22 protein-coding genes and 1 pseudogene are annotated in these 24,965 nt (G+C 62.6%); 15 read left to right on the top strand and 8 right to left on the bottom strand.

Translation table 11 applies throughout. The annotated features are described in order from the left end of the window. Nucleotides 1-65 precede the first annotated feature (65 nt). The 3 genes and pseudogenes from urtE (at nucleotide 66) to BFD71_RS40025 (ending at nucleotide 2,254) form a co-directional block, all read left to right on the top strand. Nucleotides 66-756 (top strand): annotated as a pseudogene (gene urtE, locus BFD71_RS37750) (urea ABC transporter ATP-binding subunit UrtE). 506 nt (nucleotides 757-1,262) lie between these two features. Beyond that, the gene (locus BFD71_RS37745; RefSeq protein ID WP_141710953.1) at nucleotides 1,263-1,598 is read left to right on the top strand and encodes a hypothetical protein; all 336 of its coding nucleotides are present in this window, start codon (nucleotides 1,263-1,265) and stop codon (nucleotides 1,596-1,598) included. After that, nucleotides 1,571-2,254, top strand: coding sequence for a hypothetical protein (locus BFD71_RS40025; protein WP_141710952.1), 684 nt, complete (start codon nucleotides 1,571-1,573; stop codon nucleotides 2,252-2,254). Before BFD71_RS37745 ends, BFD71_RS40025 begins: the two co-directional genes overlap by 28 nt. Before the next feature lie 316 nt (nucleotides 2,255-2,570). On the opposite strand, the gene BFD71_RS37735 is transcribed toward BFD71_RS40025, so the two are convergent. Beyond that, complete coding sequence (locus tag BFD71_RS37735) at nucleotides 2,571-4,112, bottom strand: Fic family protein (RefSeq protein WP_083245723.1); 1,542 nt, start codon at nucleotides 4,110-4,112, stop codon at nucleotides 2,571-2,573. A gap of 543 nt (nucleotides 4,113-4,655) precedes the next feature. Between BFD71_RS37735 and BFD71_RS37730 the strand changes: the two genes are divergently transcribed. From BFD71_RS37730 to ureG, 7 genes are all read left to right on the top strand, one after another. After that, nucleotides 4,656-5,561 carry an urease accessory protein UreD gene (locus tag BFD71_RS37730; protein WP_069269272.1) on the top strand — a complete coding sequence of 302 codons (906 nt, stop codon included), beginning with the start codon at nucleotides 4,656-4,658 and terminating at the stop codon, nucleotides 5,559-5,561. Between the two features lie 251 nt (nucleotides 5,562-5,812). Further along, nucleotides 5,813-6,115, top strand: a complete 303-nt coding sequence (locus tag BFD71_RS37725) for an urease subunit gamma (RefSeq protein ID WP_069269271.1) — start codon at nucleotides 5,813-5,815, stop codon at nucleotides 6,113-6,115. Between the two features lie 17 nt (nucleotides 6,116-6,132). After that, nucleotides 6,133-6,438, top strand: coding sequence for an urease subunit beta (locus BFD71_RS37720; RefSeq protein WP_069269270.1), 306 nt, complete (start codon nucleotides 6,133-6,135; stop codon nucleotides 6,436-6,438). Nucleotides 6,439-6,479: 41 nt separating this feature from the next. Next, nucleotides 6,480-8,186, top strand: coding sequence for an urease subunit alpha (gene ureC / locus BFD71_RS37715; RefSeq protein ID WP_069269269.1), 1,707 nt, complete (start codon nucleotides 6,480-6,482; stop codon nucleotides 8,184-8,186). Nucleotides 8,187-8,195: 9 nt separating this feature from the next. Then, on the top strand, nucleotides 8,196-8,849 hold the full coding sequence (ureE, locus tag BFD71_RS37710; RefSeq protein WP_069269268.1) for an urease accessory protein UreE: 654 nt from the start codon (nucleotides 8,196-8,198) through the stop codon (nucleotides 8,847-8,849). Further along, the gene (locus BFD71_RS37705) at nucleotides 8,836-9,516 is read left to right on the top strand and encodes an urease accessory protein UreF (RefSeq protein WP_069269267.1); all 681 of its coding nucleotides are present in this window, start codon (nucleotides 8,836-8,838) and stop codon (nucleotides 9,514-9,516) included. The genes ureE and BFD71_RS37705 overlap by 14 nt, the downstream gene beginning before the upstream one ends. 16 nt (nucleotides 9,517-9,532) lie before the next feature. Next, a complete protein-coding gene (gene ureG / locus BFD71_RS37700; protein ID WP_069269266.1) occupies nucleotides 9,533-10,177 on the top strand; it encodes an urease accessory protein UreG in 645 nt (214 codons plus the stop codon). A gap of 706 nt (nucleotides 10,178-10,883) precedes the next feature. Here the strand turns inward: ureG and BFD71_RS37695 are convergent. The 3 genes from BFD71_RS37695 to BFD71_RS37685 form a co-directional block, all read right to left on the bottom strand. Next, nucleotides 10,884-11,897 (bottom strand): IS110 family transposase, encoded by a 1,014-nt coding sequence (locus tag BFD71_RS37695; protein ID WP_069269265.1) that lies wholly within the window; start codon nucleotides 11,895-11,897, stop codon nucleotides 10,884-10,886. A gap of 518 nt (nucleotides 11,898-12,415) precedes the next feature. Then, nucleotides 12,416-13,411, bottom strand: a complete 996-nt coding sequence (locus BFD71_RS37690; RefSeq protein WP_069269264.1) for an NAD(P)H-quinone oxidoreductase — start codon at nucleotides 13,409-13,411, stop codon at nucleotides 12,416-12,418. 58 nt (nucleotides 13,412-13,469) lie between these two features. Further along, nucleotides 13,470-14,363: an alpha/beta fold hydrolase gene (locus BFD71_RS37685; protein WP_083245722.1), complete on the bottom strand. Its 894-nt coding sequence runs from the start codon at nucleotides 14,361-14,363 to the stop codon at nucleotides 13,470-13,472. A 155-nt stretch (nucleotides 14,364-14,518) separates the two neighbouring features. On the opposite strand from BFD71_RS37685, the gene BFD71_RS37680 reads away from it, so the two are divergent. After that, complete coding sequence (locus tag BFD71_RS37680; protein WP_083245721.1) at nucleotides 14,519-15,172, top strand: TetR/AcrR family transcriptional regulator; 654 nt, start codon at nucleotides 14,519-14,521, stop codon at nucleotides 15,170-15,172. A 392-nt stretch (nucleotides 15,173-15,564) separates the two neighbouring features. On the opposite strand, the gene BFD71_RS37675 is transcribed toward BFD71_RS37680, so the two are convergent. From BFD71_RS37675 to BFD71_RS37665, 3 genes are all read right to left on the bottom strand, one after another. Then, complete coding sequence (locus BFD71_RS37675) at nucleotides 15,565-15,951, bottom strand: VOC family protein (RefSeq protein WP_069269262.1); 387 nt, start codon at nucleotides 15,949-15,951, stop codon at nucleotides 15,565-15,567. Nucleotides 15,952-16,281: 330 nt separating this feature from the next. Beyond that, on the bottom strand, nucleotides 16,282-16,908 hold the full coding sequence (locus BFD71_RS37670; protein WP_069269261.1) for a tyrosine-type recombinase/integrase: 627 nt from the start codon (nucleotides 16,906-16,908) through the stop codon (nucleotides 16,282-16,284). Between the two features lie 173 nt (nucleotides 16,909-17,081). Continuing rightward, nucleotides 17,082-17,978, bottom strand: coding sequence for a LysR family transcriptional regulator (locus tag BFD71_RS37665; protein WP_069269260.1), 897 nt, complete (start codon nucleotides 17,976-17,978; stop codon nucleotides 17,082-17,084). A gap of 96 nt (nucleotides 17,979-18,074) precedes the next feature. Here BFD71_RS37665 and BFD71_RS37660 point away from each other — a divergent pair, with 96 nt between their 5' ends. After that, nucleotides 18,075-18,521: a cupin domain-containing protein gene (locus BFD71_RS37660; protein WP_069269259.1), complete on the top strand. Its 447-nt coding sequence runs from the start codon at nucleotides 18,075-18,077 to the stop codon at nucleotides 18,519-18,521. Between the two features lie 907 nt (nucleotides 18,522-19,428). Here the strand turns inward: BFD71_RS37660 and betC are convergent. Continuing rightward, a complete protein-coding gene (gene betC, locus BFD71_RS37655; RefSeq protein ID WP_069269276.1) occupies nucleotides 19,429-20,967 on the bottom strand; it encodes a choline-sulfatase in 1,539 nt (512 codons plus the stop codon). A 195-nt stretch (nucleotides 20,968-21,162) separates the two neighbouring features. Here betC and BFD71_RS37650 point away from each other — a divergent pair, with 195 nt between their 5' ends. The 3 genes from BFD71_RS37650 to tauA all read left to right on the top strand — a co-directional run bounded on the left by BFD71_RS37650 (nucleotide 21,163) and on the right by tauA (nucleotide 24,628). Further along, entirely contained in the window at nucleotides 21,163-22,137 is a 975-nt protein-coding gene (locus BFD71_RS37650) for a choline sulfate utilization transcriptional regulator (protein ID WP_370684350.1), read from the top strand. A gap of 200 nt (nucleotides 22,138-22,337) precedes the next feature. Next, nucleotides 22,338-23,495 carry a porin gene (locus BFD71_RS37645; protein WP_069269258.1) on the top strand — a complete coding sequence of 386 codons (1,158 nt, stop codon included), beginning with the start codon at nucleotides 22,338-22,340 and terminating at the stop codon, nucleotides 23,493-23,495. Between the two features lie 131 nt (nucleotides 23,496-23,626). Continuing rightward, the gene (gene tauA, locus BFD71_RS37640) at nucleotides 23,627-24,628 is read left to right on the top strand and encodes a taurine ABC transporter substrate-binding protein (RefSeq protein WP_069269257.1); all 1,002 of its coding nucleotides are present in this window, start codon (nucleotides 23,627-23,629) and stop codon (nucleotides 24,626-24,628) included. Nucleotides 24,629-24,965: the final 337 nt, after the last annotated feature.

Below are 24,965 nucleotides of genomic sequence, written 5' to 3'. Positions count from 1 at the left end.
GAAGCGCGACGAAGCGGTCATCGAATCGTATCTGGGCCGCTAGGGCCGTTTTGAATAGATCAGTCATGCTAACCATCGAATCGCTGAATCAGTACTATGGCGGCAGCCACATCCTGCGCAACGTCTCGATGACGGTGCCCGAGGGTGAACTCACCGTGCTGCTCGGCCGCAACGGCGTGGGCAAGACGACACTGCTGCGCTGCCTCATGGGCGTCGTGCCGACGAAGAACGGTTCGATTGCGTGGCGCGGCGAAGCGCTCACGAAGCTGCCCACGCATGCGCGGGTGGCGCAGGGCCTTGCTTACGTGCCGCAAGGGCGCGATATCTTTCCGCGCCTGAGCGTCGAAGAGAATCTGCTGGTGGGCGCGGCGAGCAAGAAGCGCATGCCGTCGAGCGTGCCCGCGCACATCTACGAACTCTTTCCCGTGCTCAAGGACATGAAGGCGCGGCGGCGACCTCTCGGGCGGCCAGCAGCAGCAGCTCGCCATCGGGCGCGCGCTGATGAGCGATCCGCAGCTGCTCATTCTCGATGAGCCTACCGAAGGCATCCAGCCTTCGATCATCCAGGACATCGGCCGCACGTTGCGCAGGCTCGTGGAAGAGATGCACATGACGGTGCTGCTGGTCGAGCAGTACTACGACTTCGCCAAGGCCATCGCGGACCGCTACTAGGTGATGAGCCGCGGCGAAATCGTGGCGGGCGGCGCCGGCGCGAGCATGGATGCGGATGGGGTGCGGGAGTTGATTGCGGTGTGAACCCTGAAGGGCCCCAGCCGCCATAAGCAATGAGGGTCAGCTGCAGTCTCCGGGCATCATCGGTCGTTAGCCCAATCCATGCAACCCTCGTTGGTCGCCCACCTTCTGCTGGCAAGTAGCCGGCGGCCAGCCGGACTACCGGGGAATTCCTCTCCAGCGTCCACATACAGAACAACGCCGGTAGCAAGGACCACAATGTCCACGCAGGTGCTTGGTGCATCCGCGAAGTCCGATTCATCGCCCGCATCGTAGTACCACATGATTTGACTCCCGGCTGCAGAGTTCGTCGGGTGCGTTCCCCGACCCGATTACAGCGTAATCAGGGTAACGCCCGACGTGTGGCGTATCCGTTAGATGCCGAACATAGCCGCAAAATCGCCGGCTGACCGGGAAGGAGCATTTCCACGTCATGCGGGATGCGTGCGAGCGGGGGGCAACCGGGCGTGACCGGGTCGGCAAGATGCCTTACGATCGGTATGAGGATTGTCCAATCCGGGAGATTCCAGATGGAAGTCGTGTCAAGCTCGCATGAACGGCTTGACCGGCGCAGCCTGGCGATGCATCGCCTGATCGCCGAGAAGATCCGCGCCGAGCCGAAGCTGTTTGAGATCGCGTCTCAGAACATTGAGCGCTGGTCCCGCATGCCCGGCCGCAACGGCCCGCTGCTCGCCGCCTGGTCCAGGCTTCTGGAACAGGGGATCCCGGCCGCCCTGGCCGCGGCGACCGAGGACAGCGAGCACGCCAGGGAGCTGCGGCAGTCCACCCCGTTCGCGGGCGTACTCTCGCCACAGGCACGCTGGAGTTTTCTCAGGCAATGGAACGCGACCAACTCGAACATGTGATCCGCGCCGCGTCGGCTATCACGCAGGAAACCGAATTCGTGATCGTTGGCAGCCAGTCGATTCTCGGCGCATTTCCCGATGCGCCCGAGTCGCTGTTGCAGTCGAACAAACTCGACATCTACCCGCGCGTGAACTGGGAAACGTTGTCGGACCTGATCGACGGCTCGATCGGCGAGGGGTCGCCTTTCAATGAGGCTTTCGGCTACTACGCGCAGGGCGTTGATCCCCGCACCGCGGTGCTGCCGGCAGGCTGGGAAGATCGCCTGACCCAGGTGGCGACGCCTGCCACAGGGGGCGGCATCGGCTACTGCATCGACGTGCACGACCTCGCTGTCCAAGTACGTGGCGGACCGGCCCAAGGATCGCACATTCAACCAGGAGCTGATCCGTCACGGCATGGTGGATCTCGCCAGGCTCAGGAAGCGCGTGGACCTGCTGCCGCTCGGGGACGACCGCAAGACCCTGATCCTGTCGGCGATCGACCGCGACGAGAAGGTGGTAGCCGACGCCTCCCCACCGTCGGGTCCCACCGCGCGCACGCGCTTCAAGACCTGAGCGGCACACCACGGGTGCGCACAACGTTCCACCTCAGCCAGCTATGCATGCGCTGCGGCAACCCGGGCGAGCCGCGCGCCCGTGCACCCGTGCGCGCTTGACCGCCCTCGCCCGCTTTGCCCGCGCCTTGCAGGTGGGCTTTGGAATCCGGACAATAGAGCACGTCAAGGGGGTGAGCGCGGGTTGCCTGGCCGCGCGTTCGTGCCCGCCTCCCGGTAAAGTCCGCGTGTCGGGCAACGCCCTGGAATGGGCAGCCCGCGAAGGCGCGCCACAAAGCGCTGTGGGAGAACGGTGACGGCCTCCCGCTCACGTCGACATCGCTGTTGTCATACGAAAAACTGTCGTATTGCTCGACATTTCTTCAGTCAGCCTTGCCATTGGCGCTCCATACTCGAAAAACTGTCGCGCCACGCGCTCTCAGGACTGCGAGGATTCGCCGTCACTGCGGGTGTGTGCCGATGCCGGGTCGAAAGCCTCGCGCACCACCTCTTCAATCCGGGCAATGACCTCATCGGGCAGATGCGGGTACGTCTTGCGTTTGTTCGACGACAGCTTTCCGTTGTTTGATTGCACCATGCGGATGAGCGCCGACAGGTCCGGGCGGGGAAGATTGAGTTCACCGTTCAACTGCTCAAACGCGGCGTCGAAGCCGCTTAGCCAGTGAAGTTCGCGTGGCAACTCGGTCCTCACGGCGTCGATGAGCATGCGGTGCAGGAAACGGACCTCCCCTGTCGCGTCGAAGAACCGGTAGGGTCGCCCTCCCGGTGACGAAACGACGTGCGGCGCGTCCTCGCCGGGCGCGTATCGCCACAGTCGCGTGGTCGGGCGGGAGAACCCATTTAGCACGTCGAGATACAAGCCTTCGTGGCGCTTGAAGACCGCTGAAACCGGCACAATGGCCCCACCCTTCAATCGCCGCGCACCGTTGATCACGTGGTGGATAAGGAAGCGGTGGATTCGCCCGTTCCCATCCAGAAAGGGATGCAGGTAGACAAATCCAAAGGCCGCACAAGCGGACCGCACGAGCACGTTGGAGCACCGATATCCGCCGGCGCCCGACTGCTCGTTGATGAACGCCTCCCAGCCCCGCATGGCGCGCGGAAGGTCTTCGGGCGGTGGCGGGAAAAACGTGACACGCCCCGTTCCATCCTCGAGCCAGTTCTGTTTCGTCCGGTACGATGCCTCCTGAGCATACGTGTCCCTGACGATGACGTTCTGCAACTCGACGAGCCACTCCTCGGAAATGCGCTCTTCCTCGCCGGCCCGGGCAAGAAGCTGGACAAAGCGCTCGCCCTTGTGGCCGCTGGGCGTTTCGCGTTCGATGCTGTAGCTGCTGCGCGTCTCGGAAAGGAACAGGTAGCGGACCGCGCGCTCGTACAGTGCTGCGTCGGTGACCTGCTCCAGTGTCAGACTCGCCTCATCCAGCAAATCGTCCAGAGAGGGCCCACCCGCCAGTGCAACGCGCCGCACGAGCGGGCAGAAATCGCGCGTACCAGGCAGGTTGTCTCGCACCCGGAACTTCGGGTGGCGGGTTGCGTGCGCGGAATCCGCCGTGAAGTAATCAGCCTCTGGCAGTGCATCGACGTAGGCGCCTGTGGGGCTCCTGTCGATGACCAGATTGCCGCCGGTTAGCCACTCCCAGAAGAAGCATGCCCTTCGTACGAACGCACTGTTGGGCGACTCGGACCACCGGCGCAGAAGTTCTGCCTCAGCCAGGTGCTCGAACGCCGCCTCAAGCACCTCAAGATTCACCCCCTCATTGCGAAGCGCGAATTCGATGTGCCCGATAAGTGTTTGCTCCACCGCAGTCTTGCGCGGATACCAGAATCCATTGTGGCCACGCACTTTCTGGTTCACGGAACCGTTGAGAAAAGCGGGCGCCTCAAGCGGCCGAACCTGACGTTCCAGGTTCAGGTGCTCGATGAGGTGCTGGTAGCCAACGGGTTCCAGTTCGGCCATACGACTCGAAAAACGTTCAGAAGTCTCGAAATATTATCGCAAATGGCCATTTCGAACGATAAATACTCGAAAAATCGTCGCTCCGCGCCTTATTGATAGGCGCGACCTCGTCGGCACCGTTGCACAGTGGCGGCAAGAAAAGCCGCGTCTGGCATCGCTGAATGCTCGAGCTTGCACCCTGCGATTCTTTTTCCCGCGCCGCCCCGTTGCACGAAACGGAACTTGCGCGGCTGAGCTGCGCAAGGCGCGCCGACCCCTGAACTGCTGCAGCCGTTCAACGCATTGCAATCGCGCCTTGACTGGCACAACGCTCGAGCGCCTCGGCTACGACTTACCGGCTGGTGAGAGTGCCGTCCCGTTCCTGATGATCAGGATCGCGCGAGCTTTTCGCGTTCTGGACGTCCAGGACGTCATCCGTCCGAGCGCGGAACCGCCGGCGTGACATGCCAGCAGCGATGACACGCACGCTTCCCCGGCCCCTGATCAGCGCTCGCGAGCACGCGTGCTATCCTCCACGCCATTGCCCCGTCCCCCTCGCCACGCATGTCGCTCCACGTCGATCACGCCGCACTCGCCAACGCCACGTTTCGCAGCACGGCGCATCAGGAATGGGCCGCGAAACTCGAGCTCGGCTTCGAGCGCCAGGGCGAACGTACCGCACTGACGCATCGCCTGCACGCGGGGCCGTTGCGCGTGCAACGGCCGCTCTACCCCGAAGGCGACGCGATCTGTCACGCGGTGATCGTGCATCCGCCAGCAGGCATCGCGGGCGGCGACCGGCTCGACATCGACGTGAACGTGGGCGATGGTGCTCACGCCGTGCTCACGACGCCGGGCGCGACCAAGTGGTACAAGTCGAACGGCCGCGTGGCGCGCCAGCGCATCAACGTGCGCGTGGGCGCAGGCGCGAAGCTCGACTGGCTGCCGCAGAACAACCTCGTGTTCGACCACGCCCACGCCGAACTCGAATTCGCGCTCACGCTCGGCGCGGGGGCCACGGCCATCGGCTGGGACGCCACGCAACTGGGCCGCCAGGCCGCGGGCGAGCGCTGGTCGGCGGGCATGGTGCGAGCGCTCACGCGCGTAACGCGCGCGGCGCCCGAAGGCGAAGCCGACGATCAACTGCTTTGGCTCGAGCGCGCCCTCGTCGACGCCAACGACCCGCTGCGCGACGCGCCGCAAGGGCTCGCTGGCTACCCCGCTTTTGGCGTGCTGTGGGCGATCGGCCCCGCGTGCAACGAGGCGCTCGCCCAAGACCTCGCCGCCATCCTGCCTTTCGACGAGACGCTGCGCTCGGGCGCGACCTGCATCGCGCCGGGCGTGGTGCTCGTGCGCGTGCTCGGGCGTTCGATGGAACCGCTGCAGAACACGCTCACGCAGTGCTGGACGGCGCTGCGGCCGTTCGTGCATGGTGTGAAGGCCGCGCCGCTGCGCTTGTGGACGACTTGAGCGCACGTCACACGCACCTCTGCGGTGCGCATCGGCGCCTCCTCGCACGATAACGCAGCGCAGCATCTCCATCGAGGTGCATACGTACCTCGTGATTGGTGCATTCACGCTGTCCCCTTCATTGGCACACACCTTGCTGAGAGCTTGCATCGATTCGTGCGCGCCGCGCGCGAGGTCGCAAGCTGCGCGTAACCTCGCTCCCGTAAGCTGGGTCGGCAGACTTGCCCCAACCGACCCACTACGATGACGCGATGAAGCTCACGCCACGCGAGAAAGACAAGCTCCTGATCTTCACCGCCGCGCTGCTCGCCGAAAGACGGCGCGAGCGCGGCCTCAAGCTCAACTATCCGGAGGCCGTCGCCTTCATCAGCGCCGCGCTCATGGAAGCGGCCCGCGACGGCAAGACCGTCGCCGAGGTCATGCATTACGGCACCACGCTCCTCACACGCGAGGACGTGATGGAGGGCGTGCCCGAGATGATCCCCGACATCCAGGTCGAAGCGACCTTCCCCGACGGCACCAAGCTCGTCACCGTCCACCATCCGATCCCCTGAGCCGGGAGGAGCCAGCCATGATCCCCGGCGAAATGCTGATCGACGACGGCGAAATCGAACTCAACGCAGGCCGCGAAACCATCACTGTGAAGGTGGCCAACACGGGCGACCGCCCCGTGCAGATCGGCTCGCACTTCCACTTTTACGAGGTCAACGCAGCCCTCTCGTTCGACCGTGAAGCCGCGCGCGGCTTTCGCCTGAACATTGCGGCGGGCACGGCCGTGCGCTTCGAGCCGGGGCAGGAACGCACCGTGGAACTCGTGGCCCTTGCGGGCGAGCGCGCCGTGTACGGCTTCAACGGCCAGGTGATGGGCCCGCTCTGAGCGCGGCCGGCGAATTCTGGCGATTTCATCAGGAATCCGACATGACATTGAAGATCGGCCGCCGCGCGTATGCGGAGATGTTCGGCCCCACCACCGGCGACCGCGTGCGTCTTGCCGATACCGAACTCATCATCGAGATCGAGCGCGACTACACCGTCTACGGCGACGAAGTGAAGTTCGGCGGCGGCAAGGTGATCCGCGACGGCATGGGCCAGTCGCAGCAGGTGCACGCGGAAGTCGCGGACACTGTGGTCACGAACGCCGTGATCGTCGATCACTGGGGCATCGTGAAGGCCGACATCGGCATCAAGGACGGCCGCATCTGGAAGATCGGCAAGGCGGGCAACCCCGACGTGCAGCCGGGCGTGACGATTCCCATTGGCGCCGCGACCGAAGTGATCGCGGGCGAAGGCCAGATCGTCACGGCGGGCGGCATCGACACGCATATCCACTTCATCAGCCCGCAGCAGATCGACGAAGCGCTCGCCTCCGGCGTGACGACCATGCTGGGCGGCGGGACCGGCCCCGCCACGGGCACCAACGCCACCACCTGCACGCCGGGCCCGTGGCATATGGAGCGCATGCTCCAGGCCGCGGACGGCTGGCCGATCAATCTCGGCTTTCTGGGCAAGGGCAACGTGAGCCTGCCGAAACCCGCTGAAGAACAGATCGCAGCGGGCGCGATCGGCCTGAAACTGCACGAGGACTGGGGCTCGACGCCCGCCGCCATCGACAACTGCCTGAGCGTGGCGGACGCAACGGACACGCAGGTGGCCATTCACACCGACACGCTCAACGAGTCGGGCTTTGTGGAAGCGACGGTGGCCGCCTTCAAGGGCCGCACGATTCACACGTACCACACCGAAGGCGCGGGCGGCGGCCACGCGCCCGACATCATCAAGGTGTGCGGCGAAGCAAACGTGCTGCCCTCTTCGACGAACCCCACGCGCCCGTACACGATCAACACGCTCGACGAGCATCTCGACATGCTGATGGTGTGCCATCATCTCGACCCGTCGATCGCCGAGGATATTGCGTTTGCCGAGTCGCGCATCCGCCGCGAGACCATCGCCGCCGAGGACATCCTCCATGATCTCGGCGCACTATCCATGCTTTCTTCGGATTCCCAGGCGATGGGCCGCGTGGGCGAAGTGATCATCCGCACGTGGCAGACCGCGCACAAGATGAAGGTCCAGCGCGGCGCCCTGCCCGGAGACAGTGCGCGCCACGACAACTTCCGCGTGAAGCGCTATGTGGCGAAATACACGATCAATCCCGCGCTCACGCATGGCATCGCGCACGAAGTGGGATCGCTCGAACCGGGCAAATGGGCCGACCTCGTGTTCTGGGAACCGGCGTTCTTCGGCATCAAGCCTTCGCTGATTCTCAAGGGCGGCATGATCGCGCTCGCCCAGATGGGCGACCCGAACGCCTCGATTCCGACGCCCCAGCCCGTGCATTACCGTGAAATGTTTGCCACGCGCGGGCAGGCGCTTGCACAAACGTCGCTCACCTTCGTTTCGCAGCTCTCGCTCGACAAGCGCATGCCCGAGCGCTACGGCCTGCAAAAGCGCGTGGTGGCGGTCCGCAACTGCCGCAGCGTGACGAAGGCCGACATGATTCACAATGCGTGGCAGCCGACGATCAGCGTCGATCCGGAAACGTACCAGGTCGTCGCCGACGGCCAGTTGCTCACCTGCGAGCCCGCCACGGTGCTGCCGATGGCACAGCGTTACTTCCTGTTCTAAAGTTTAGCCATGCGCACCATCGACAAACGACTCAATGCGAAGCTCGCGCCCGTTCTTGTGAAGCGGGCGCCCACGCTCACGCTGCCCTACGACGCGCGTTGCAAGAGCCGCCTCGCGACCACGCTCGACACCGGCGAGGAAGTGGGCGTCGTGCTGCCTCGCGGCACGGTGCTGCGCGATGGCGACCTGCTCGTGGCCGACGACGGCGGCCTCGTGCGCGTGATCGCGGCGGCCGAGAGCGTGTTGCGTGTACGCGCGCCCGACCGCCTCACGCTCACGCGCGCCGCGTATCACCTGGGCAATCGCCATACGCCGGTGGAAGTGGGGGCGGACGAACTCAAGCTCGAAGCGGACCCCGTGCTCGAAGACATGCTCAAGCGCCTGGGCGCGCAGGTGCAGCGCGTGGAGCTACCGTTCCAGCCGGAATCGGGCGCATACGGCGGCGGCCACCGCCACGGCCACGACGAAACTTTCGCCGACGACTACGCGCTCGCGCAGCGCGTGTACGACGAACACCATGGGCATGCGCACTCGCACGACGATACACACGGTCATTCGCACAATCACGCTCATGGCGACGATCACGCGCATGACCACGATTGCGGACACGATCACGGTCACTGCGACGGCCACGCGCACGACCACAGCCATGAACATCGCTGAGCTTACCGCCCTGCTGCATCTCGCGTCGCCAGCGCTGCCCATCGGCGCGTTCAGCTACTCGCAGGGACTCGAAGCGGCAATCGATGCGCAGCTCGTGACGAACGCCGACGACGCCTCGCACTGGATAGCCGGCGGCCTCGCGAACGTGCTCGCCTGCGGCGAGCTACCTTTTGTGGCGCATCAGATGGAACGCTGGCGCATGCACGACGAGCACGCGTTGATCGTTGCGAACGAGGAATTCGTCGCGAGCCGCGAATCGGCGGAATTGCGGCGCGAGACCGCGCAAATGGGCTGGTCGCTGCGCCAGCTCTGCGCGCAGCTCGACTGGGGCGATGCCGGGCGGCGCGCCACGCTTGAGCGCATGACACCCATTGCGCAGCCCACGGCCTTCGCATTCGCCGCGTGGGCCCACGCGGCCGCGCCAGACGCCGCGCTCGCCGCCTATGCATTCAGCTGGATCGAGAATCAGACCGCCGCCGCACTCAAGGCGGTGCCGCTCGGCCAGCTCGCCGGGCAGCGCATCATCGTCGCGCTGCGGCCCGCCATCGAAAAGGCCGTGGCGCGCGCGCTCGCGACGCCCCCCGAAGCGCTCAATACCTTTGCGCCACAGCTTGGCGTTCTTTCTGCACGCCACGAATCGCAGTATTCGCGGCTTTTCCGCTCCTGAAACACACACACGAACCATGAATTCGCACGCACCCAGCAAACGAACCAAGAAGCTGCCGCCGCTGCGCGTCGGCGTGGGCGGACCGGTCGGCTCCGGCAAGACGACCTTGCTCGAAATGCTCTGCAAGGCGATGAGCGAGCGCTACGACCTCGTCGCCATCACCAACGACATCTACACGAAGGAAGACCAGCGCCTCCTGACCGTCGCGGGCGCCCTGTCCGCCGAGCGCATCATGGGCGTGGAAACGGGCGGCTGCCCGCACACGGCAATCCGCGAGGACGCATCGATCAACCTCGAAGCCGTCGACCAGATGCTCACGCGCTTTCCCGATGCGGACATCGTCTTCATCGAATCGGGCGGCGACAATCTCGCGGCCACCTTCAGCCCCGAGCTTTCGGACCTCACGATCTATGTGATCGATGTGGCGGGCGGCGAAAAGATTCCGCGCAAGGGCGGCCCGGGCATTACGAAGTCGGACCTGCTCGTCATCAACAAGACCGACCTCGCGCCGCTGGTGGGCGCGAACCTCGACATCATGGCCTCGGACGCGAAAAAGATGCGCGGCGAACGGCCCTTCGTGATGTGCAATTTGAAGGCGCTCGAGGGGCTCGGTGAGGTGATCGCGTTCATTGAAAAGCAAGGGTTGCTGAAGACTGCGTAGAACGCCTCATCGGCAAGCGCCCCACTCGTAAAGCGACCCGTCCTGCACCGACTTCACGAGCCTCACGTCGCATTCGTCGTTATCGAACAGATACGCGGGCAACGGCTTCGTATGGCGTAGAACGCATTAAAAGTGTCATCCATTGAAAGGCCTAGATCAAGAGATAAATACGCTTCTCTCAGGCTTTACCCTGCTTAGCTAAACAGTTTCAGCCCCCTACCACTTCGACGCGCATGAGCATGCATCCGATTTTTCGCTCGCCTGGTTGCAGAACTGGTCTGCACCAGTCATCCATTGAAAGGCCTAGATCAAGAGATAAATACGCTTCTCTCAGGCTTTACCCTGCTTAGCTAAACAGTTTCAGCCCCCTACCACTTCGACGCGCATGAGCATGCATCCGATTTTTCGCTCGCCTGGTTGCAGAACTGGTCTGCACCAGTCATCCATCGGGATCAAGGCAAGCGCCGGTATTCTGGCGTTCGCCCGTGGCTCATGAGAGAGCCCCAGAAAACCATCGGTACCAGACCGGTGTCCACGGGAGTATTCACCAATGATCGGCTTGCTGCGTGAGCAGTGCCAGGCTCATTTCGGCTCATGGTCTGGGCATCCCAGCGGTCGTTGATTTGGAGGGCGGCGGGAGCGCGTGGCCCAATCACTAGACTGGGTTCACGCCAACACATTTACCGGGCTCACGGCCCCGCCGGATCTAACCAAAGCATTTGGTCACCTCGAAGGGTTTGCCGTCTCGCAACATGTAGAAGGCCGCGCGCGCGAGCTTGTGCGCGAGCGCCTTCATGGCGACCACGGGCAGGCGCCGGGCTTTCTTGCGCTCATAGAAGCGTCTCGCCTGCGGACAACTGCGCATGGCAACAGCAGCAGCTTCGATGAATGCCCAGGAGAGATACTTGTTGCCGTTCTTGGCATTGCCTTCGCCTTTCTTCCGGCCGTTCGAGACGCGTCTGCTTTCAACGCACCGACAGTACGAGCTGAACTGCCCGACAGTGCGGAAGCGGGAAATGGTACCCGTCTCCAGCATGATCGTGGTCGCGAGTGTGACTCCGATACCGGGCGCAGTTTTGAGGATTGCGAACTCGGGACGCAGTTTTGCTTCGCGATGAAGTGTCGACTCGATTACCCTGATCTGTGCTTGCAGGGTGTACACGACCGCGAGGTTTGCCGCCAGAGCGATCTCGATATGCGGCGGCAAACCAAGTGAAGTTACAGCCGCGCTATCGAGATGGCGGACCTGCTCTGCGTTGAAGCGCAGATTCATCTGCCTGGCCAGGATGTTCTCGATGCTGAGAGTGTTCAGCGTGCTTTGTTGTACGAGTTGCATGCGCTTTCGGGCGAGATCACGCAGGCCTCGCTCCTCGGGCGGGTAGATGTACCCCTCTGGCAGTAGCCCAAGGCGGAAGATATGCGCGAGAAACACGGCATCGCGTTCATCGCCGGCGTACTTCAGGCCCTCGTACTGCTTGATGGCCGCGGTATTTGCCAGATGGACGGCAAAGCCCGCGGCCATCAAGCCATCGACGAGCCAGTACCAGTTATAGGTTGATTCCACCACGACCCCTTGCAGGTCCTCGTGAAATCGAGCAAGGACCGCGATGATAGACGACAGGTCGTTGGCCAGTCGCTTGCAGTAAAGCACCCGGTCCTGATCGTCGATCACGGCGACCACCGCGTTGTTCGAGTGCAGATCGATGCCGCTATACTTCATTTCAGCCTCCTGAACGGGTCGGTTGAGCTTGGCATCTCAACTGTAGACCCTGGCCGCCCCTTCTTTGGGCGGCCAGGAGGCCTTTCAATGATTATCACCCCGCGCCGGGCACCCGGCCCGGTGGCGGAGTGGCACTGGGATACGCCTATGGCAAGCACGTCGCCACCACCTACGAACTTCCGGTATCGACCCGGAGCGGTCCCTCACCGTCCTCGATAGCGGCCATTCAAGCAGGCTTCGTATGGGGCCTGCGTCCCATGCAGCATCTCGCGGCGCGATACATCGCCATAGTTCCCTTTTGGCAAACCGCGCACGACGCTTTCCCCCGGTACATCGCAAATTTCGATGTTTTACCGATTCCAAGAAAGTGCGTTATCGCGGACTGAAGAAGAACACGGTGAAATCGCACACGCTGTTTGCTCTGGCGAACCTGCGACGATGCGGCATCGGTTGGGTTCGGTGGCATAAGTCCGTCCAAAATCGGAGCAATCCGGTAATTCAACACACGCGTATGCGGCTCAGTCAATTGCACTCGGGTCCAATATCAGAGCAATTTTGCCCACGTGCTCGCCCGCGTCCATTCGGGCGTGGGCCTGCGCGGCTTCGGCGATCGGGAAAGTGGCATCGATGATCGGCTTCAGCCGCCCTGCAACGACATCCGGCCACACGGTATGCAGCAAGGCCTCTGCCATCCGCGCCTTGAACGCCGGCGGACGCGAGCGCAGCGTCGAACCCGTGAGCACAAGACGACGGACCATTATCGGCACCATATCGATCTCTGACTGTCTGCCGGCCTGCGCCGCGATCGTGATATGCCGCCCGTCTTCGGCCAGGCACTGGAGATTACGCGAGACATAACTGCCCGCGACCATATCCAGCACTGCGGCGACACCCCGCCCCTCCGTGATGCGCCGCACTTCCTCGACGAAATCGTGCGTCCGGTAGTTGATCGCATGCGCAGCTCCGATCTCTAGCGCACGCGCGCATTTCCGGTCCGAGCCACAGGTGACGATGACGGTCAAGCCGAACAGGCGGCCAAGCGCAATCGCCATGGTCCCGATGCCGGACGTGCCGCCATGCACCAACACGGTATCGCCCGCGTCCACGTGCGCGCCATCGAACAGATTGCTCCAGACGGTAAACAGCGTCTCCGGCAAGGCCGCTGCTTCGATCATGGACAGCGCGGCTGGCACAGGCAGACATTGACTCGCGGGAGCGCAACAATATTCGGCATAAGCGCCGCCCGCAACCAAGGCACAGACGGCTTGCCCCACGCGAGCAGCATCCACGCCCTGGCCCGCCGCGACAATCGTACCGGACAGTTCCAGCCCCAGAATGCTCGGCGCGCCGACGGGCGGCGGGTAGAGGCCGAGCCGCTGAATCACGTCGGGGCGATTGACGCCGGCTGCGGCGACGCGGATCAGATACTCGCCGGCCCCCGGCTTCGGTACGGACCGGCTTACGGGTTTCAGCACTTCGGGGCCGCCGGCCTGCTCCGGGTCGATGGCGATCATGGTTTCGGGCAAGCTCGTTACTGTCTGCACTTTCATCGCTTTCTCTGGATCTGTCCGCTCACCGGCTCAGCCGCGCGGCCAGGAAAGCGTCGATCGCTGCATTGACCGCCGTTGGGTTCTCGCGCGCGGCAAGATGGCCGGTCTCGGGTAGCAGCACGAATTCGCTGCCGGCGATCGCATCGACCAGGCTCTGCGTCTGAGCGATATCGAAGAGACGATCCTCGCTGCCTGCGATCACGAGGACCGGCACATCGTGAATGCGCCGCATCGTCTCGTGCAGATCCTGGCGTGCGAGGAGGATGCCCTTGATGGCGAACGCGATCGACACGGGATCTTCGCGCATAACCTGACCGAGATAGGCCAGAAACTCGGGATGGTGCGCTTCTGCCGCATTCCCGCCGAAACCTTGCTGCACGGCCGGCAGCAGCCAGTCGGGCGCCGTCTCGCATTGTTCCAGCGCAGCGGCCATACCGCTCATCTGCTCGATAATTTCCGGCGTCGACGCCGAAGCCGTGCCATTGGTGATGACCGCTGCCAGCACCCTCTCGCGCAAATCCGCAGCCGCAACACCCGCGACTAGCGATCCCCAGGAATTGCCGACGACGATGCAATTTTCCACTTCGAGCGCGTCCAGAATCTCCTTCAGACACGCCACGGAATCCTCGACGGAAATCGGGCGGCGCAACGCATCCGATCCGCCGATCCCCGGCGGATCGATCAGCACAATGTGATAGCCGGCAGCGAAGTGATCGAACTGATAGCTCCACATCGAGGCGTCCAGCATCAGGCTGGGCCAGAACACCATCGTGCGGCCGTCCTGCTTACCGCCAATACGGACGTTGACACGGCCGAACGCGGTCGGGATTTTCTGCTCCTGCGTCTGTGTTTTCCAGTTATCGCTCGGCGGTGGGCTCGCTATTTGATTTGTAGTACTTACTGTTGAATTCAGCATTTGAAAATCTCGTTCGGTAGAAAGGACGTGGTCGATCCGGAAAAACCGTTCAGACTCGCAAAGCTCATGACGCGCAGGCAGACAGCGCGGATCTAGCCAATCGATCTGAACGACGGTAAGATTGCATCTTATCCGTCGATCTTAACCGCGTCAAGATGCTTTCTAATTCATCTTCTTCCACATCGCCGAAAGCGGCATATCACCACGGCGATTTGCGCTCGGCCCTGATCAGCACGGGCGAAGCGCTGCTCGAGGAAAAAGGCGCCCCCGGCTTTACGCTGGCCGAATGCGCGCGGCGAGCTGGCGTTTCCAAAGCCGCGCCCGCGCATCATTTCGGCAATATGCACGGTCTGCTGGCCGCGATTGCCAAGAAAGGAGTGGATGAACTGGCCGAGCGCCTCGAAACGGCGCTGGCGCTGATCGAGGGCGGCCCCGCCGAGCGCTTGCGCTGTGTCGCGCGTGTGTATGTCGATTTCGCGCTCGATCGGCCCGAGCGCTTTCGCGTCATGTTCGGCCCGCCGCTCCCGGCCGATCAATACGGTAATACGCCGTCGACACCGAACGACTGCGCGCTGTATGTTCTCGAGCGGGAAATCGCCGCCATCCACCTCAAGGGGGTGAGCCAGCGCGCGATCGCGGTGTTCGTCTGGTCGTTCGTGCATGGCCTGTCGATGCTGCTGCTCGATCATCGACTCGTGCGGTTGATGAAAGACGGACAGGCTGACCGCGATAGCCTGATCGAGGATACCGTGCAGTTGCTGTCGTTTTCGCTACCGGGCCCTGATTCGAGTGCGACCAACGCATCCTGAGGTTCTTCGGGGCAGTCTAGTCGCTCGATAACCCGGACCGTAGCCCGTTCGATCTGCTGCCAATGCGCAACGCAATCGCGGAGAACTTCCCTAGACTGATCTGTTTCATCCACGCAGTTTCTCACGTCATCATTGGAGCCTGATGACTTTTGCAGACTTTGCCTGACCCTCGGCTACGTAGGATTGTCATCAATTTGGGCGACATTTCCGAACGACGCTTCCTGGCCGCACTGCGTCCCACGACCGGGCACGGCGCTCGCCCCCCCCCGGCCAGCATCTCACGCAACGGCATAACCGACCCCGAAGCGACATTCGCGATTCTCCGAAGCCGTCAGTCGAGGACAGCGCATCCGACCTGATCCAGTCCGGAACGCTTCCAGCGGCCAGACCATTCAGCGAGACCCATCTTCGGCTATGTGCCATAGCACACCCGAAGGGTCGAAGACATAAGTGACCCTGAGGCCCCATGGTTCGAGTTTCGGGGCACGCGGGGCTTCGACACCATAACGCCCGGCGAGGTCAAGGGCATCGATGCGGGACCACCACGCGTCGACGTCATTCACCAGCAAATGCATCATAAAATTGCTAGCGAAACCTTCAACGTCAAATTTTTGGAGCAGGAAGGCGAACGGGCCGAGGTGCATGGAGGCGAGCCCCTCACCTAGCTGAAACGAGGTGAAGCCTAGGTCCGTATAGAAGCTCGCGCTGCTATCGAAATCTTTTGCTGGCACAAAGGGGCGCAAAGCTACAACGTCGAGCGACACCGAATGATTGCTCATCACTTCTCCCTCTCAATCGGCTTTCAGAGATTGCTATTCTTCGAGCTTCCAAAAAAGCAGAATAGCATCGTTCCTGCCGTCGGCGCCCGGCAGTTGTCTACCGCGCCAACCTACTGTCCCGAGTCCAGCGTCGCGTCTCTTTGGGCATATCAGCAGCGAATGGAAATTTCCATAACTCTCCCTGAGATGGATACTCCGGCGCATCGGTCTCTCAGGGTCTTTGCGCGCAATTTGCGGTATCCGCGTTTTGGTTGTCGACAATCTTGGCGCTGATGTCGAATGACTCAACTGGCCGGACAGCGCCCCGAGTGCCGTCCGGCCGCCTGTCGTTCAAACCTCTGTCTGTTCCGCCATCTCGAGAGCGTCGTCGACCTCGATGCCAAGGTATCGAACGGTACTCTCGAGCTTTGCGTGACCGAGCAGCAACTGTATCGCGCGCAGGTTCTTTGTGCGCCGGTAAATCAGCGACGCTTTCGTTCGACGCATTGAATGCGTTCCGTAAGCTGTGTCGTCGAGCCCGATCGACCGTATCCAGCGATGGACAAGGCGGGCGTACTGGCGCGTCGAAAGATGGGCGGAGCCGTGAATGCGGCTTGGGAAGAGATAGTCGCTCGACGACAGTCCCGCCTCTCGAATCCACGCAGCGGCGCTCTCCCGGGTCGGTTCAGTGATTTCAAACTGGACCGGCCGCTGGGTCTTCTGCTGCGTTACAGTCGCCCTTGGTGCCACACGCGAGCCAAGACAGATATCCCTCACTCGCAATTTCGTTAGATCGCACGCTCTCAACTTGCTGTCGATCGCGAGGTTGAACAGCGCGAGCTCGCGCGCTCTTCCAGCAAGCTGCAGGCGGATACGGATTCCCCAAATCTCCCTCAGCTTCAGTGGCGGCTTCTGCCCCGTCAGCTTGTCCTTGTTCCACGGTACACGGCCGACGCCCGGGTTGATGGTGGCTTCCATGACGATTCTCCTTTCGAAGGACGGGAGAATCAGTTTGCACCCGGCGCCGCCGGGCAATACCCGACCCGAAGTTGACCTTCGAGCTTGCCGAAAGCAGTCATTCAACTCACCCAAAATTGCGCTCTGCCTTATTGATTCGGGGTGCAAGTTCCGCGTTGTCGCCCCAACCGCCCCTAGCGGTTGCCTCGCCCTGCCACCGCGATTCGTTCCAGCGTATCGCCAAGGTGTTGCGCGAAAGCGCGCGCTCGGGCGCTCATGTCACCCCGCGATGGGTAAACGAGGTAGAGACCCTGTTGCGTGGCGTCCTGCAAGGGTGGGTCAATCTCGACGAGAGTGCCGGCGGCAATCGCGTCCGCGCACAGATGCGCGGGCAAGGTCGCCACACCCCTGCCGCGTATCGCCATTTGCTTCAGCAAACCAAAGCTGTTCGCCACGACCCTCGCCTGCGCGCCTGCGGCACGATCGTCGCGAGGGGAAAAAGCGAGCAAGTCGAGTTGCGCGATTGAATCGGGCACTGACATCGCGTGGTCAGCGCGATCACCAACGCCGCGTCTTGCGAGCCATGCCGGGCTGGCAAACGCGGCCATGCGGAAACTGGCGATGCGCCGGGCGACTGCATCGTTGCTCCCCGGCTTGCCTCCGCGTATCGCGAGATCAAACTTGTCACCGACGAAATCCACTACCTCGTTGGTGGCGTGTACCTCGACGCGCACTCGCGGGTGGCTGTCGAGGAAGGCGGAGATGGCATCGGCTAGCACGGTGTCGGGGAAGTCGAGCGGCACGCTCAGGCGGATCGTGCCAGACAGCGTCTCGCCTCGGGTGAGGCCGCGTTGCTCCGCGGCGCGCAATGTCGCAATGGCACTCGCAACGCTGGCGTGCCATGCCTCGCCTTCGTCTGTAAGTGCAATCCGGCGGGTCGAGCGTCGCAGCAGACGCACTCCGAGTCGCGCTTCCAATGCTGCAACGCGGGCACTGACGGTCGAGCGCGGCACACCTAGCTCGCGCGCGGCGGCGGCGAAAGAGCCGCAATCTACTACAGCGACGAAAGCCAGCGAGCCATTGATATCCATTGTCCATCCCGTTGGCGGAAGCCGCCATTCTAGCGGTCTTATCGAAGGCTCCGCGAGGGCGCAGACTGGCGCTTCTCACCACTCGTCACGACTTCCATGAAATCCGCCATCTTCACGCCCGCCGTAGTACTGTCCTTCGCCAACATGCAGACCCGAGTTATCGCCGGGAGGGTCGACACAGACACGGGCGATATCGGCGCTCCATACACTGTGATGGAAATGCGAATCGGAACATGCGGCGGCGCACCTGCGCATCGCTCACTCGACGAGGAGAAGACCTTTGTGGTCCTGGAGGGCTCGCTCGAGTTCCAGATCGGCGAGACCGTCCAGAAAATATCCGCAGGAGCAGTCGCTACGGTCGCGCGCGGCGACGTGCACGCCTTCGCCAATCGGGCGGACACCGACGCGCGCATGCTGCTGATATCCGCGCCGGCAGGTCATGACGCATTCTTTCGCGCGATGGCTGAGCTGCCGACGCCGCACGATATCGAGGCTGTGCGGCGCATCTGCGAACAAAATCGGCAGGTAATCGTTGGCATATGAGCACCGATAGCCGACTAAGGTCATGTATGTCGTCGATTAGGACGGCACCGTCGAAGGTCCGCTCCTGGCCCGTCTAGCGCCTGACGTAGCGTCCGAGAACGGCCACTCACGGCATCCGGCAGCGCCGCAAAAGTGCGGCCCAGTCGCTAACAGGTATTAGCGATATAGCTGCGTTTTGCTGCGAAACTGTGTCCGTGCAGATCAGGCCTCGAAAGATTCCGGGCTCGTAGCGGCGATGCGAAGTGTCGAATTTAATGCGGACTGAGGCGAAGTGACGCTTTTATGGCGTTCGGAGTGGAAACAAAACTGTCACCTCGGTGGCGCAAAACGCCGCGGTGTCGAGGTCTTTGTAGTGACGTTTTTATCGCGTCCTACGTATGGCGCACGAAGAACTAACGATACAAGCGCCCGTCCACCTTGTGCCAGTCGAACGCGCCAGTCGAACGCGCCAGTCGAACGCGCCAGTCGAACGTGCCAGTCGAACGTGCCGGGCGGTCGTCAAGGGGCCGGGCCGCAGCGGCGGAATATGGTCGGGTTCGAAGCACGTGACCTCGGGCAGGAAGAACGCGAAGTTGAAGTCGACGAAGCCCTTGTCCTTCGCCTGATATCGGAGCGCAAAGGTGTGATACGTCCACGGGTTGGCGACACGAATTTCGGTATTTGCCACGAGGCCGTGCAACCACGCGTTCGGTCGGTCGTTCGACTGTCGGCTTCACTTAGTTGAGGAACACTCCGACCATGATCCTGTTGGTCTCGTCATCAAGGTTTCTTCGACGTCGGCCGATGGCTGCAAGCTCCAGAGCGCGCGACTAGATTGCGGACAGGCGTTTGACGGACCTCAAGTCGAGTAGCTTGCGCGCTCCATAAGGCTTGATGCGCACATACGGTAGACTCCGTCAGCATTGCCTCAAGGTCTAACGCGCGGAAAACGCGCGATCTCTTCGAGCGAATCGAGGTCGAGATGACTGCGAATGTAGCGGTCGCGCGCGCTGGCGCGTGGCTGCCAGTCCCAATGCTCGATGCGGCCCCGGCGCGTCGCACGAAAATGAAAACTGCGCCTGCGCTGGCTCGCCAGCACAGCCTCATGTAAATCGTCGAGATTCCATCGGCGCGCCACTTCCGCACGGAACTCCGTGCAGCGCTGCTCGTGCCTGGGATCGCCAGCGAGATTGAGCAGTTCCACCGGGTCGTCCCACAAATCGAATAGCTGTTCAGGGTCAACCGGCGAATAGACGTACTTGTAGCGCTCACGGCGAATCATCACGATCGGTGCAACTGCGCCTTCGCCCAGATATTCGCCGATAGCCTCGTCATGCGCCGATTGCCCATGCAGGTATGGCACGAGGCTGCGCCCGTCGATCGCATCGGGCCACACGTTACGGCGCTCGCCCGTCGCCATTTCCACGAGTGTCGGCAGCAGATCGACGTGCGAAACCGATGCATTCACGCGCCCGGGCGCAAAACGGCCTGGCGCATGCACGATCAGCGGGACGCGCGCGGCACCCTCGAAAAACGTCATCTTGTACCAGAGCCCGCGCTCACCCAGCATGTCGCCGTGATCAGCAGTGAAGATCACGATGGTGTTATCGGCAAGACCTGTCGCCTCCAGCGTGTCGAGGATCACGCCGAATTGCGCGTCCAGATATGAAAGCGCGCCGTAATAAGCGCGACGAGCGCGGCGCACGTGCTCTCGCGTAATCGGCTCGCGATCGATTTCGCACGCTTCGCGCAGGCGGCGCGAATGCGAGTCGCTTTCCTCGAAGCCAAGCGTCACCTTAGGTAAATCGATTTCTTCCCCTTCGTAGAGATCCCAGTATTCGTGCGCAATCGCATAGGGATCATGCGGATGCGTAAACGATGCGACCATCACGAATGGCCGCAGGTCCTTGCCGCTCGCCTGCTCGCGTGCGATATCGAACAGATGCTGGCGCACCGTGTAACCTACTTCATCGTCGAAATCGAGCTGGTTCGTGCGTACGCACGGTCCCGCACCGAACACGGAACTCATGTTGTGATACCAGCTCTGGCGGCGTTGCGGATTGGACCAGTCGGGCACCCAGCCGAAATCGGCGGGATAGATGTCTGTGGTCAGGCGCCTTTCGAACCCGTGCAACTGGTCAGGTCCGCAGAAGTGCATCTTGCCCGAGAGCGCCGTGCGATAACCCGCCTCGCGCAGATAGTGCGCGAACGTGAGCGTCTGCGCAGGGAGTTCGGCGGCGTTGTCATACGCGCCGATGCGCGAAGGCAGGCTGCCTGCCATCAGCGCATAGCGCGAGGGTGCGCATAACGGGCTCGCGCAGTACGCAGAATCGAACACGACGCCGTCGCGTGCGAGTGCGTCGATGCGCGGCGTCTTCGATACCGTGTTGCCATAGGCGCGCAGCGCAGCGGGCGTGACCTGATCGCCCATGAGGATAAGGATATTCGGTTTCGCGTTATGAGCCATGAGCGGGCGTCGATAGAATGGACTATTGCGATTGCAGGACGCGCGCCGCTGCTGGATCTTATGCTGATCCAGCATGGTGTCGTCTGTTCCTGTCACACCATAGGTCAGCGGCCGCAACCGCGTGAACCCCTGGCGCGCTTATGAGGCCATAAGCAAACGCACGAACGCCGCCTTTTGCGCATTACCGGATGCCAAATGAATACCTCCGTCGACATCACCGCGAATCTCCACCAGCCTTCGCGCGCCGCACGCGACACGGCCCAAAACCGTCTGCCACCGATGCAGGCGCTGCTCGCCTTCGAATCGGCGGCGCGCCTCAAGAGTTTCACCGCCGCCGCACGCGAACTGGGCACCACGCAGCCCGCTGTGAGCCAGCGCATTGTCCAGCTCGAAGCCGATCTGGGCGCACCGCTATTCGCTCGCGGCCATCGCGGCGTGACGCCCACCGCCGAAGGCGAGCGGCTGTTCGATACGGTGCGCACGAGCCTGGAGACGATCCGCGCCACCGCCAGCGGGATTCGCACGAGCCGAGCGGACAACGCACTCACGATCCTCACCGATCCGGGTTTCGCCGCGTACTGGCTGATGCCGCGTCTCGCCTCGCTCAAGCACGCGATGCCCACGCTTGACGTCAAGATTGTCACCTCGCAGGCCGTCTACGATCCGCAGCACGATCGCGCGGACGTGGCCATCGCATTCGGAGACGGCAACTGGAAGCCCTGCACCTCCACCCGCCTGTTCGAGGAGCAGGTCACGCCGGTCTGTTCGCCCGCTTTTGCCAATGCGCATCGCCATATCGCCCAGCCCTGCGATCTGGCCGACCTGCCGCTATTGCACGTTCATGCGCCGCAGCCCGCGCGCTGGCTCTCGTGGGATGAGTGGTTCGCGGCACACGCTGCGCCGCCGCCCGAAACCACTTGCAGCGCCACCTTCAACAGCTATTCGCTGGTGATTCAGGCGGCATTGCTCGGGCATGGCGTGGCGCTGGGCTGGACGCCGCTCGTCGACGAACTGATCGACAAGGGCCTGCTCGTGCGCCTGCTGGACGCGCCCGTATCCACCGAGCGCGGCTACTTTCTCGTGCGCCCGCCCGCGCGTCCCGAAGCGCCGGCCGTGCAACGCTTTCGACGCTGGCTTTTCAGCGTCTGCGAAGCCGAAGCACTTCCATAAGCACCGGTTATGACCGAATAACGGGGCGGTGTCTTCACGCGCGTGATACCCGTGCACGATAGTGGCAGCTCGGAAGTCTGCTCGGCCACGCACAATAGTTCGGATTGCAAATCAGATTTCTGAATACGCTTATTCCGATGTCTGATATAGCAATTCGGTCTGACCGCGATGGCACTCTTGCCAATCCACGCGCCTACATCATGCAAACAAATAAAACGATTCCCTTTTCGCCCACCCTGCGCAGCATCGCCGCCCTGCTTGCGCTCGGCGCCGCCCCACTCGCTCATGCCCAAAGCAGCGTGACGCTCTACGGTATCCTCGATGCAGGCGTCACTTACGTCAGCAATAGCGGAGGCTCGCACCTGTTCGAATTCAGCGACGGCGTTTCCTATGGAAATCGGTGGGGCATCAAGGGTACCGAGGATTTGGGCGGAGGGCTTTCGGCGGTGTTCGTGCTGGAGAGCGGCTTTCACCTCGGCAATGGTCAACTCGGCTTCGGCGGCGCCGAATTCGGCCGCCAGGCCTACGTGGGGCTGTCCAATCAATGGGGCACGCTGTCGTTCGGCGACCAACTCGACATGACGGCCGAAATGGCCTACGCCTACAATATCTCCGCATGGGGCAGCGGCTACGCGATTCACCAGGGCGACTTCGACCGCTTCAACGGCGACCGCCTGCCAAATTCGGTGAAGTTCCTATCAAAGGACTTCGGTGGCGTCACGCTCGGCGGCATGTGGTCGTTCGGCAATGTAGCCGGTAGTTTCCATGAGAACAGCGCCTATAGCGTCGGAGCGCATTTTGCGCGCGGCAGCTTCACGATCGGCGCAGCGTATACGCAGCTGAATAATCCCAGCGGCATCTATGCATTCGATCCTTACGCGATGATCGGCACGCGCACCTTCCTGAGCCGGCCGACCGTGAGCGTGAACGCCGCCACGGGCGCGGTCACCGATCTCTACTCCAGCACAAGCTTTCCGGTAGATCGTCAGGGCACCTTCGGCGTGGGCACGAGCTACGCAATCGGCACCGTCACGCTGATGGGTAACTACACCTATACAACCATCAAGGCCTTCGGCAACAGCTCGCACATGCAGGTCGCCGAAGGCGGCGCAGACTGGCAGATCACGCCCGCCTTCAGCGCGATCGGCGGCTACCAGTACACGCACTTCGAAGGCCATCACTGGAACCAGCTTTCAGCGGGCCTGCATTACCTGCTGTCCAGGCGCACCGATGTCTATATCTCGGCAGACTGGCTCAAGGCTTCGCAGGGCGTGGACGCCGTGATCGGCTACAGCTTCGCGCCGTCGAGCACGTCCACGCAGGCGGATGTGCGTATCGGCATGCGTCATTCGTTCTAACGCGCCGGTGCATTTGCAATGCACGTTTGCTTCGTTCGCGCAGCGCAACGCTGACGCTAAGCTGGCCATATCTCTTGTCGAACAACGACCGCGAACGTCATTCGCGGACAACACACAGGACACTATCCAACATGAAACTCAAACAATTCGTTCACGCCATCGCCGCGCCAGCTGCCCTCGCGCTGCTCGTCGCGCACGGCGCCACCGCGCGCGCGGAAACTGTCAACATCGCCTATCAATACGGCGCCGATCCGGCGAAGCTCGCGCAAGCCAGCGCCGCTTATGAAAAGGCGACGGGATGGACCATCAACTGGCGGCGCTTCGACACCGGCGCCGACGTCGTGGCCGCTTTGGCCTCGGGCGACATTCAGATCGGCGATGTGGGTTCTAGCCCCTTTGCCGCCGCAGTGAGCCGGGGGGTGCCGGTCGAGGCTGTCGTGCTCAACGCTCTCACGGGCGGCTCGGAAGCACTCGTCGTGCGCAATGGCGCGCATATCGACAAGCCGCAGGATCTGATCGGCAAGACCATCGCCACGCCGTTCGTGTCGACCGCGCATTACAGCCTGCTCGCTGCGCTCAAGCATTGGGGCATCAAGCCGAATCAGGTCCATATCGTCAATCTGGGGCCGACGGAAACGGTCGCGGCCTGGTCGCGCGGTGAAATCGATGCGGCCTATACGTGGGATCCGGCACTGGGCAAGGCGCGCGAAAGTGGTCATGTTCTCGTGGATTCGGCGCAGGTCGGCAAGTGGGGCTCACCGACTTTCGATGTCTGGGCGGTGCGCAAGGACTTCGCGCAGGCGCATCCCGAGTTCGTGCAGAAGTTCGTGGGCGTGACGCTGAGCGCAATCTCAGACTATCGCGCTAACGGCAAGACGTGGACGCCCGCTTCTTCGCAGGTCGCTGCAATCGCGAAGCTCTCCGGCGCGAGCCCCGCCGACGTGCCACAACTGCTCGCAGGCAATCAATATCCGGACGCGGTGGAGCAGCGCTCGCCGACACTGCTCGGCGGCGGCACCGCGAAGGCCGTGGCCCAGACCGCCCGCTTCCTGGAAGAGCAGAAGAAGATCGATCAGGCGCTGCCCGATTACAGCGCATCAATCACGCCGCGCTTTGTTGCGGCCGCAAGGTAACCCGATCTAGAGCATGAAGGGCGCTCCCTGTATGCGTCGAGTCGGAGTAGGAATGACGGTCACCCATCACCCCCTCCACAGATCCGTACGTGCGGAATTACCGCATACGGCTCCTGCCTTGGGTCGTAACGATCAGACGCTGGGACGGATACGGATGGCAGATACGCACGGGAGGCAACCAGTGCAAGACGAGGCGCTCCATTCGCTGCCTGGTCAGTCGACAGGTCTGGCTGCGGCGTCGCAAGGTCCGATACCACAGGCGTGCAATGTGGCCCCGGAAGCGCCCGAGGCGCGAGCCGTTGCGTGGCACACCGAAGTACCGGGCATGCCCGGCCAC

It is taken from the genome of Paraburkholderia nodosa, assembly GCF_001718195.1.
In the GTDB taxonomy this organism is placed as follows: Bacteria; Pseudomonadota; Gammaproteobacteria; order Burkholderiales; family Burkholderiaceae; genus Paraburkholderia; species Paraburkholderia nodosa_A.
The sequence above is the reverse complement of the archived record's forward strand: the minus strand, read 5'-3'. Positions and strand labels throughout refer to the sequence as shown.